The sequence below is a fragment of the Kocuria sp. PD6 genome (genome assembly GCF_031844145.1).
Classification (GTDB): Bacteria; Actinomycetota; Actinomycetes; order Actinomycetales; family Micrococcaceae; genus Kocuria; species Kocuria marina.
The window spans coordinates 1-1185 of record NZ_JAUZUS010000039.1; the positions used below are offsets into that span (position 1 = coordinate 1).

At 64.5% G+C, this 1185-nt stretch carries 2 protein-coding genes; one reads left to right on the plus strand and one right to left on the minus strand.

Going from position 1 to position 1185, the window contains the following annotated elements; translation table 11 throughout:
- Positions 1-341, minus strand: a 341-nt coding sequence (locus tag Q9R22_RS13280) for a hypothetical protein (protein WP_311254303.1), incomplete at its 3' end; no start/stop codon positions are given.
- 337 nt (positions 342-678) lie between these two features.
- Between Q9R22_RS13280 and Q9R22_RS13285 the strand changes: the two genes are divergently transcribed.
- Complete coding sequence (locus tag Q9R22_RS13285; RefSeq protein ID WP_165489793.1) at positions 679-1044, plus strand: 4'-phosphopantetheinyl transferase superfamily protein; 366 nt, start codon at positions 679-681, stop codon at positions 1042-1044.
- Positions 1045-1185: the final 141 nt, after the last annotated feature.

Below are 1185 nucleotides of genomic sequence, written 5' to 3' on the forward strand. Positions count from 1 at the left end.
AGTTTTGGGGTGCCCGTCGAGCCGGAGGTAGGCAGGGCGAGGATCCCGCCGGTTGCAGCGCCCTCTGTCCGGGGCCGGGACCTTGCGAACTGTTCTACCTGCTCGGCAATCGACTCCAGATAGGCCTCCGTGGCTGTGGTCGGGACCAGTGCCGCCACGCCTCCGCGGTTGAGGACCTCGACGCACTCATCGACGAGCCGACGGTTCTTGGCCGCGCGGTAGATCCCATACTCGAGGCCGGCGACGTCGTCGGCGCGCTTGTCCTCGCCTTCGACGATGGTTCCCGCGGACAACTTGAGACGAGGTGTCGCCGCGCTGGCAGGTGTCACTGTCAGGGTCATGGTTGCTCCTTCCTGTTCGTCTCATCCGAGAGGGGGGCTCTCCTGGGTGCCAGGCACTGGCCTCTCGGGGCTTTGATTGATGTACATGCAGCAACCTAGACTAGTGCATGTGCATGCATCAAGTCGCGGCGAGGAATTTTTCGTAATATGTCGCAGATCACCCCCGGCCCTCAGCCTCTGGCAGGCCCCCTCTGTCGAGGGCGAGGACATCGCCGCTCGCTTGGTGGAGCAAGCGCTTGGGGTCGCAGCTCGGAAGTATTTCCGCAGCTCAGAACGGCATTTTCCGCTTCGTCATGAGCGTCGATGCTTCTCAGTCGCTCACTCTCCGGCGACCACCGTGGTCGTCGTCGCGGATGTTCCGATTGGCGTCGATGTCGAGCGACGACTGACCCAGCAGGCGTGCTCCGATCTTGGCTGGGCATGGTCTCCCGACGAGCGGCAGGAGCTTCTGGGCGAGGTTGGGGAGGAGCGCCTCTCCACTGAGATCTGGACGGCCAAGGAGGCCGCCGGCAAAGCCCTTGGGGTGGGCCTGCAGGGGATGCCCTTCGCCATCGCCTCGTCACAGTCGTCAGAGGCAGCCGCGCATCGGACCATCGTGATGTCGTCTGCCACCGAGAGCGCGGTCTCACTCGATTCGCACGGAATCTGGTGCGGTGAGAGTCATCTCCGGGTTGCCTGGCGACTCGAGGGCCCGGCGCTCTAACCCCGAGTTACGAATCGCTATGGCTGCGGCCTTCCCTCTGAGCCAGCTCCGGCAGGAGGGGACTACGTCTCGAGGACCTCACCCGCAATGGACGACCGGCCCGCTGCTGTCACGACTTGGAGCCCCAGCCCGATAGCTCTT